Annotated in this window: 5 protein-coding genes; 2 read left to right on the forward strand and 3 right to left on the reverse strand. The window is 62.0% G+C overall.

Features of this window, described 5'->3' with window-relative positions; translation table 11 throughout:
• Positions 1 to 83 precede the first annotated feature (83 nt).
• From ACQR1Y_RS33960 to ACQR1Y_RS33970, 3 genes are all read right to left on the reverse strand, one after another.
• The gene (locus ACQR1Y_RS33960) at positions 84 to 1,385 is read right to left on the reverse strand and encodes a peptidoglycan DD-metalloendopeptidase family protein (RefSeq protein ID WP_434879878.1); all 1,302 of its coding nucleotides are present in this window, start codon (positions 1,383 to 1,385) and stop codon (positions 84 to 86) included.
• Positions 1,386 to 1,788: 403 nt separating this feature from the next.
• Positions 1,789 to 3,927: a hypothetical protein gene (locus ACQR1Y_RS33965; protein ID WP_434879877.1), complete on the reverse strand. Its 2,139-nt coding sequence runs from the start codon at positions 3,925 to 3,927 to the stop codon at positions 1,789 to 1,791.
• Complete coding sequence (locus ACQR1Y_RS33970; RefSeq protein ID WP_434879876.1) at positions 3,924 to 5,039, reverse strand: phosphatase PAP2 family protein; 1,116 nt, start codon at positions 5,037 to 5,039, stop codon at positions 3,924 to 3,926. Before ACQR1Y_RS33970 ends, ACQR1Y_RS33965 begins: the two co-directional genes overlap by 4 nt.
• Before the next feature lie 192 nt (positions 5,040 to 5,231).
• On the opposite strand from ACQR1Y_RS33970, the gene ACQR1Y_RS33975 reads away from it, so the two are divergent.
• Both ACQR1Y_RS33975 and ACQR1Y_RS33980 read left to right on the forward strand, forming a co-directional pair.
• A complete protein-coding gene (locus tag ACQR1Y_RS33975) occupies positions 5,232 to 6,890 on the forward strand; it encodes a hypothetical protein (RefSeq protein ID WP_434879875.1) in 1,659 nt (552 codons plus the stop codon).
• A 267-nt stretch (positions 6,891 to 7,157) separates the two neighbouring features.
• A complete protein-coding gene (locus tag ACQR1Y_RS33980; RefSeq protein WP_434879874.1) occupies positions 7,158 to 8,039 on the forward strand; it encodes a class I SAM-dependent methyltransferase in 882 nt (293 codons plus the stop codon).
• Positions 8,040 to 8,172: the final 133 nt, after the last annotated feature.

Raw genomic sequence — 8,172 nt, forward strand, 5'->3', positions numbered from 1 at the left:
TCGCTCCGATCTGTTGGCACGCCCGTCACGGGCGGCATCCGCGGTTGCTCAGTGCTGGTGAGGTCGGCTTCGCGTCGAAGCCGTCATGTTCCGAGGTGCTGGACACGGGCGACGAAACTCTTGCCCTTGCTCTGCAGCAGCACCGCGGTCTGCTTCGGCGACAGCGCGCCGATCCGCGTCGTGCGCAGGACCGGCTCCGGCGGCGATCCGTCCTGCGAGAACTGCACCGGGACGATCGTGTCCGGCTCGGAGGTCTCGAGGTTCAGGAAGAACTGATAGAGATCAACGCCGAGATATTGGCCTCCGGGAGCGCCGCCGATGATTTCGACGAGCGCCAGATGCAGATGCGCAGGGATGCCGCTGAACTGCAGCACGCGGCCGAGATAGTCGCCGCGAGAGACGACGGAGTTGACACCCAGTCCGTCCGGAACATCGGTGATGTGGGTGTAGAAGCCACCCATCATGTCGTTCGGCGCGCGCATGAAAATCTGTGCGCCGTACACGCGGCCGCTGTCGGTTGCCGGGTCATGCGGCTTGAATTTGGTAATATGCCCGTCGAACGCTGCGTAGACCGGCGTCCCCTCTTCCGCGCCGATGTCCATGCCGTAGTGGATGTACCAGTTCGGTCCGCCATGTCCGCCCTGGTTCGGGCCACCGAGGCCGGACGTGAACCCCGAAATGTCCACCGGCGCCGACACGTCGATCGTGAAGCCGTTTGCGCCGTTGGCCCGCATCGCCTGGGGGCGGCGGGCCTGCCGCACCCCGCTCGGCAGAAGCTCAGCGATTTCCTGGGGGATTTCGTCGGAATCCCACGCCAGGCTGTCGCCGGGAATCGCTCCCTCGATGTCCTGGATCTTGTCCTGCATGGCGAGCATCTGGGTATCGTCCAGATCCCCGACGACCATCGACACATCGACCTCGAGCGCCGCGGCAACGGCGTCGGCGTACTCCTCCGGATGGTTACCGTCCGACGCCGGCGCATATTTCCTGAACGCATCGAGGATCGACAGGCTCGCATAGCTCGGCGAGCGGAGCAGGAGTGCGATCGCGTTGTAGCCGTCGGCCCAGGTCGGGAAGATCAGGAAGTTGTGCCAGTTGAACTTGCCGGCGTATTGACCGAAGTCGGGGCCGCCGGGCACACCGGTCAAGTTTCCGGGATTGTTGTTGAGCCAGGCGAAGCTGCCCTCATAGTTCCGCATATGCGGGCGGCCGCGCGCGATCTCGTCAGCATGGATCACGTAGTTGTAGATCTCCTTGCCGTGCCCAAGATAGTCGTTCGGGTCGCTCGGGTTGGATCCCGGAAACCACTGCGCGCGCGGAATGTTCTTGTCGAAGGAAATGTTTCCGTTCCAGAACCACACATGATCGCCTAATTCGAGCGGCATCTTTCTCTCCCTTCATCTGCACTGCTGGTCCGATCGGCTGCGGGCAGGACAGCGTCCGTCGGCGACGAGGCCTTGTAACGTGAGGGAGCATGCGACAACGGCGTGAGACGACCGTCAGGCGAGCGTCATCGATCCGCTAAATCAGCAGGGAGAGGCAGGAATCGTGATCAAAGGAGTTCGCCCAACGGGTCGCAGGGCGGTCATGACATCGTCTCGACGCGCTGCAGGCTGCGCCCGAATTGGTGAAGCCGGCGTCACGAAGTCGTCGTCTGATTGATGGGATCAGGTTGTTCGACGGCCCTGTTGGTGCACGAGGGCTTCCGTGGGCTCAAGCAATTCCGAAGCAGCCGCCCTCCCGCAGAGCACGGAGGAGTGCGACACCGTTTCGTCGCCCACCTCGTCGTCAGTAGGTCCGCCTCGGGATCGCCTGGTCGGTCTTGTCGCGAAGCACGAAGCTTCCAAGACGAAGCAGGTCGATGGCGTTCAACGCATTCGCCCTGTTGTCGGCAATCGCGGTGAGGGCCGCCTGGCTCGGGGACAGCTGCGGAGGGGATCTGTCGTCGTCCGGCGCCTTGCCGGCGGGTGCAACGGCACCGGAATTGACCGCACCGAGATAGTCTGCCACGCGGCGGACGAGCTGTGGCGCGGCCACACTGGTCCCACGCATCGTGACGATCGAGCCGCTATATGTTCCCGCCGCCAGCACGCCCCAATGCGTCGGGCTGAGATCCGTGATGGCGGCACAATCCGGGCCTTGCCGGGACCTTGCGGGCCCGCTGGCCGTGTAATCCGTCGGCAGGCGGGACACATCCGCAGCGCCAACGACCAGCGCGCCCGCCCCGGTCGCGATCGCCGAGAGCGTGTCGGCCGTCGTGATCGGACAATTGCCATTCAGGTTGCGATAGCTGCCGTCGAGCGGCCGCCGGTCATACGCTTCGGGGTGATCGAAATGCGATTGCCGGCCACGAAGCGGATGGCCGATCGGAGTATTGTCACGCTGGATGTAGAGGCGCGCCGTGACATCATCGGAGGATCCATTGGTGAGCGCAATGCGCCAACGGCCGGCGGGCGCGGGATGGGCTGATGCGCCACGGCCGGTCCCGTTGACCGCGATGTGAATGCGGACGCGCTCGCGGCCTGCGGCCGGCCGGACGACATCGTGGTAGATGCCGGCGACCGGCCGTCCGTCCGATTGCAGTAGATGCATCTCACCGTCGCCCAACGCGCGAAAGACCGACGGTGGACCGGCGGGAGGCGCAATCGTCAATTCCAGCGCTGAGAGTGCAGCCGCGACGGAGTTGCCGTCGAGCCAGATCTCGAGATGATTGGGCGTGCCATCATCTGGCAACAGCACCCAATCGATCGAGCCGGCCCCGCCCAGCATGTTGAGCTGCATCGTCGCAGTCGCGCGATCGCGATAATTGTTGCCGGCGGGAAGAACCAGGCAGGTCGGCGCGCCGCGCTCGGTGCGGCGATCGATCATCTGTGACAATGTCCGTTCAATGTGATGCGTGCCGTCCTTCGGCCCCGCGCTGATCCCATAGCTGAAGTTGATCACCAGCGGCAGCGTCGGGTGAACCATGTCGGCCCAGAGCATGATCTGACGTGCCGCCTGCAGCACATAGCTGCCCATCATGACGCCGGATGTATCCTCGGTCACCGCCCAAGGAAGCTGAACGGCGAATAGCGGCCTAAGATCGCGCACATTGCCTGCATCGGAGGCGGGATCGAACCCGCTGGCGAGATCAAGGATATGGGTGCCGTGGGAAAGGCGGGATGCGAGAGCGTTCCGACCGGGTCGGCGGAAATCATTGAGACCAAGCGACCGGTAGATTTCCGCTTCCGACTGGCCGCTCGCCAGGAGCTTGTCGACGTCGGCGGCATGCAGCCGCTGACCGTAGGCGACGCCCTGGTCGGGGGATGGACGCTCGATGTCCTGCAACCAGATGGCCTGGAAGCGCGTCTGGCCCAAGCTGTTGCGAAACCGCTTGTTTGCGAATGCAATACCGCCGTCGATGATGCCGATCCCAACCTGGCCGGACGGCGTAAATAGCCGCGCCAAAGGCGTGCGATCCCTCGCGCCGCGCTCGCGGCGAACACCCAGTTCGCGGATCGGCGGCCCGATATCGATGATGTCATAGAACCCGTTGATCGCAGCGCTCGTCCAACGGTTCGCGATCGTTTCCGGTCGATAGACGAAGAACTGCATATCGACCGGGACGGTCGGCCGCTGCGTGCGAACTTCTCTGATGTCCGCAATCAGCGTTTGCAGCAGATCAAACTCATCCGCCGCCATGCGGATCGTGAGCGCCCCCGCCGGATCATCGTCCATCCGGCCGTCATCGACCGCCTGCTGCAACCGGAGGAGATTCGGCAGATAGGAGGCGTCGGCCGCGGGCACGACTTGAATGTGCATCGGGCACCAGCCCTCGGGATCGGTGCAGTCCGGCGTTCTGTTCTTCCATTGCCAATCGAGATAGGGAGTTGAGCGATCGACACCGGATCTGGTCCAAACCATTGTCATCGGCGTGCCCTGCTTCAACCGACAATCAGACGGCACTCATCGAGCGCCGCATTCCAGAGATGCTGCAGCAGCGGCGAACCCTGCACGGTAAACGGTCTGGTGGAGCGTTGAATGATCCTGTTGCTGCCGAGTTCGGGCTGTGCACGAGGTTCTGCGGATCGCTCGTAGGACATCGCCAGGACCCGCTCGTAGGAGAAATCGTCGTCGAAGCCGCGGCCATCGAAGCTGCGCATCGCGACCTGACCACCCCCAGAGCAGCGCGCGATATAGAACTCGGCCAACGTGCGGCCGAGCACCATTCCCGCGACGCTGTCGACCGGGAAATGGACGCCGGCGATGGTGCGATTAATTGCGATCCGTTCGGCGTGGCGCATCAGCTGGACGAAAGTCTGCTCACCCTCATCGATCTCGAGCGAGCCGGTCCGGACCGTCTGCATCAGCGCGTAGATGACAAAGGCCGCGGCAAACGCCTCGGTCGCATGTCCGCTCGGCAAGGAGCCGTGCGCCGGCGTGAGGATCATCGGCTGGATCTGCGGCGAATATTCGATCGGACGCCGGCATACCAACGCGTTCTTGACCCGCATCTCGATGGTTGCTGTCACCGGCAGCAGCACGGCAAGCAGCTCGGCGGTGCGCGGGCTGCGGCCAGGGTTGAGAAACCCAACCGACCCGAGAAAGCTCAGCACATCGTGCATCTGCGCTGCGATTTCGCCGCTGCGCTCCACCCGCAATGCGGCGTAATTGGATACGAACTCCAGCTGGCCGGCAAAATCAGCCTCGGTCGGACGGATCATGTGAACCAGCGGATTGGGCGATGCGTCGCTGCGATCGCGGAACTCCACTGACGCGGAATCCGCGGCACCATCATAGAAGATCCCCGACAACAGCTCGCTTTCGAAAATCCGCCTCCTCACATCGCCCGACCAGCGATCGAGCGCACCGGGCCCAGCCTGGTAGTGAGCGGGAATGCGCTCGGGCGCACTCCAATACCCCACGACACCTTCCCGGCTCGAGATCAGCGCGCGGGCGCGCGCCGCGAAGCTGCGGCGACCGGCCTCGCCGCTCTCACCGCTTTCGCCACTTTCGCCGCTCTCACCACTTTCTCCGCTCTCACCGCTGAACCCAGCCACGTCCGCCTCCTCTGGTGATTGCTACACGCGCTACGGAATGGTCCGGTCAGAGCCCGCCACCGTCAAGGTTCCGGCATTCGATTTGACGGCTTTCACGGATATTTCACGTTGACAGCATGGATGAATGCCATTTGACTTCAACCAATAATTTTAAGCCATTTGCGCCTGTCTCTCGATGCGGATTTGCGGGCGATGCATGTAAGCTCCGGTTCGAAGTTGCGGATACAGCTCATCGGAACGTTCCAGGTCCGGAGCGCCACGGGAGAGGATTGCACACCGCGCGGCCGCAAGGCCTGTGCTCTGATTGCCATTCTCGCATTGTCGCCTGAACATCGGCGCGCGCGCCTCTGGATTCAGGATCAGCTTTGGGGGAGCCGCGCCAAGGAGCAAGGCGCCGCCAGCCTTCGTCAGAGCTTGATGGAGATTCGCAAGGCGCTGGGTCGTGCGCGTGGCGTCCTGCTGAGTGACAGCTTCAACGTCTCACTCGATCCGGCGCTGTTCGAAACCGACCTCGAGCCCGCCTCGCGCAATCCCGGCGGCGAGTTGCTCGAGGGCTTTGACATTGCTGAAGAGGAGTTCGAGACTTGGCTGCGCCATCAGCGTCAGCGATTTCGCAGCCCTTCATATGCATCTGACGCCGTCGCGCCTGCGGCTGCGCGTCATATTCCGAAGGATGCGGTCCGAGAGCGGTCTGGCAACACGATCATCCTGGTCCGTGGCGCTCAGACCGGTTCGGCCGAGACAGCGGTCAGAGCGGATACCGTCATCGATGCAATTGCAAAGACATTGGCGGAGCTCGGTGCCGCCGATATCGTGGATCGGCGCTCAAGCAACATCGGTGGCGCTTCCGATGATTGCTCACCGCTGCCCGGTTCTCTCGCGCTACATTCCGATGTGGTTGGATCGGATCGCGAGAAACTCATCAGATTGGCGCTGTTGCAGCTGCCTTCCAACACCCTGACGTGGTCCTCGACCATTCAGCTCTCGGACCAGACGGGGGCCGACCTCAATGACTCCACAGTCATGAGAAGTGTCAATCTGGTCGTCAATTTTGCGATCGAACGGCTCAGTCGCCTCGGATCTGGGCGTTCCGACGAAGCAACCGCAGCCTGCCTGTGCCATTCGGCCATTCTTCATCTCTATCGTCTGGGCAAGAGCAATTTCGACGTTGCGGACAAGCTGTTTGCGGAGGCATTCACGATCCAGCCACGGGGAATTTTCCTGGCCTGGCGCGCTTACCTGAGAACATTTCTGCTTGCAGAACGTCAGTACACTTGCCGTCAAACCATTGAGGCGGAGGCGCTGAGCTTCATGTATCGCAGCCTCGAAATGGAGCCTCACAACTCCTACGTGGCAGGGTTGAGCGCGCACGTCCAGGCCATGATGCGGCGATCCTATGTTGCGGCGTACGAGCTGGCGGAGCGCAGCGTCCAGCTGAACCATGCCAATCCAATCGGATGGGCCTGTCTGGGCCTTGCAAAGAGCTATCTGGGCAAGCCTGAGGAAGGTTTCCGGCACACGCTTCTTGCGCGTCAGATCGCAGGGCCCGCACCGTTCAGATATCAGCTCGACGCGCTCGGCTGCATCGCCGGGACCATGGCAGGTGAATTCGACGAAGCCGTGCACCTGGCGGAGGCGAGCCATGCCTTGGCCCCAACCTTCGCACCGCCGCTGCGATACCTTACGGCCTTGTACGCTCATACTGGAAGACCCGATTTGTCGTTTGACATGGTCTGCAGGCTGCAGACCAGCGAGCCGGATTTTTCGTATGACAAGCTTCGTGACAAGGCCTACCCAGCGGCTGGCCTTCACCGGACACCAATCATCGACTCGCTTCCGACCACCTTATGACCGCGGCATCGGCCGGGCCGCGCGTTCTCCGCGGCTCCATCAAATCGACGGGCTGCCACACGCGACCACGATGTCTGCAAGACAATTTGTCAATCGGCGCCTCCAAATCTAGGCGAAGGCGACAATCCCCAAGGTCGGAGAGCGTAGCAGCATCGACATGGTTATCGAGATCGAAGGCGGGCCCGTGCCCCGGGAACGTCAAGTCCTGATCTGTTGCAGACCCAGTCGATGGACTATAGATACGCATAATGTTTCAAAGCGTGTCCCATGGTCCCGAATCACGAATTTGTATTTCAGCGAGCACTATCGCTATCAGGCGTTGAGCGCCCACGTGTCCTGGACTACGGCTGCGGGCGAGGCGAGGTTGTCATCTGTGCACGACGGGCAGGCTACTTGTTTTTCGGAGCCGATCTCGATGCCCCGCCCTCGGAACGGCCAGAGCACTTCAGGGCGCTCCGCGATGGACGCCTCGACTTTGATGACGGCTTCTTCGACGTGGTGATCTCCAACCAGGTTTTTGAGCATGTGCAAGATCCCGAGCTTGCGGTGACCGAGATTGCGCGTGTCCTGAAGCCGGGAGGGGTCTTCCTGGCTCTGTTTCCTGACCGCTCGTCATGGTTTGAGGGGCATGTGGGGCTCTATTTCGTCCATCACATGCCCGATGTGCTCGCCCATCTCTACATGCGCTCCGCGCATCGATTCGGCTTCGGCTACTATCGGGACGGCAAGAGCACGAAGCAGTGGGCCGACTTTATGCTGCGGCAGCTCAGAACCGACGTGTTCTACTACACGCCAAATGAGTTGCGGCGATGGTGGCAATCGGCCTTCGGTGCTGCTCCGGTCTCGGCTGAGGCTGATTTCATGCGGTTCCGGATGCAGTCCGCAGGAGGGCGCGGCCTCTCTTGGCTCGCTCACCTGCCAGCGGCAGCTGGGGTCCCTTGCGTTCATCTGCCGCAAACGTGCTGGCATCGTCTGGGTCACCCGCAAGGCGGATGTTACAGCCTGATCTCGATAACAGGCTCAACGCGGACATATCGGGCGGATTTGACCCGCTTTTTACCTTGGACTCAAGGTCCTGGTGCCGAAGCGCCCTATTCCTTTCCTGGGCACCATCGCTCTTCTAAGAGCGTGAAAGCCAAAGCAAATTAGCAAAATCAACGGCTTGCCCGCTCCTCAGTGGTACAAGAGAGTGGTACAATGCCGTCAGAACATGATGTTTTTTGCCGGAATCAGGATTCCCCAGGCGGTGAACTTCTGATTCAAATTCCATGCTGGAGCCGGA

The organism is Bradyrhizobium sp. HKCCYLRH3099, from assembly GCF_051167855.1.
Lineage (GTDB): Bacteria > Pseudomonadota > Alphaproteobacteria > Rhizobiales > Xanthobacteraceae > Bradyrhizobium.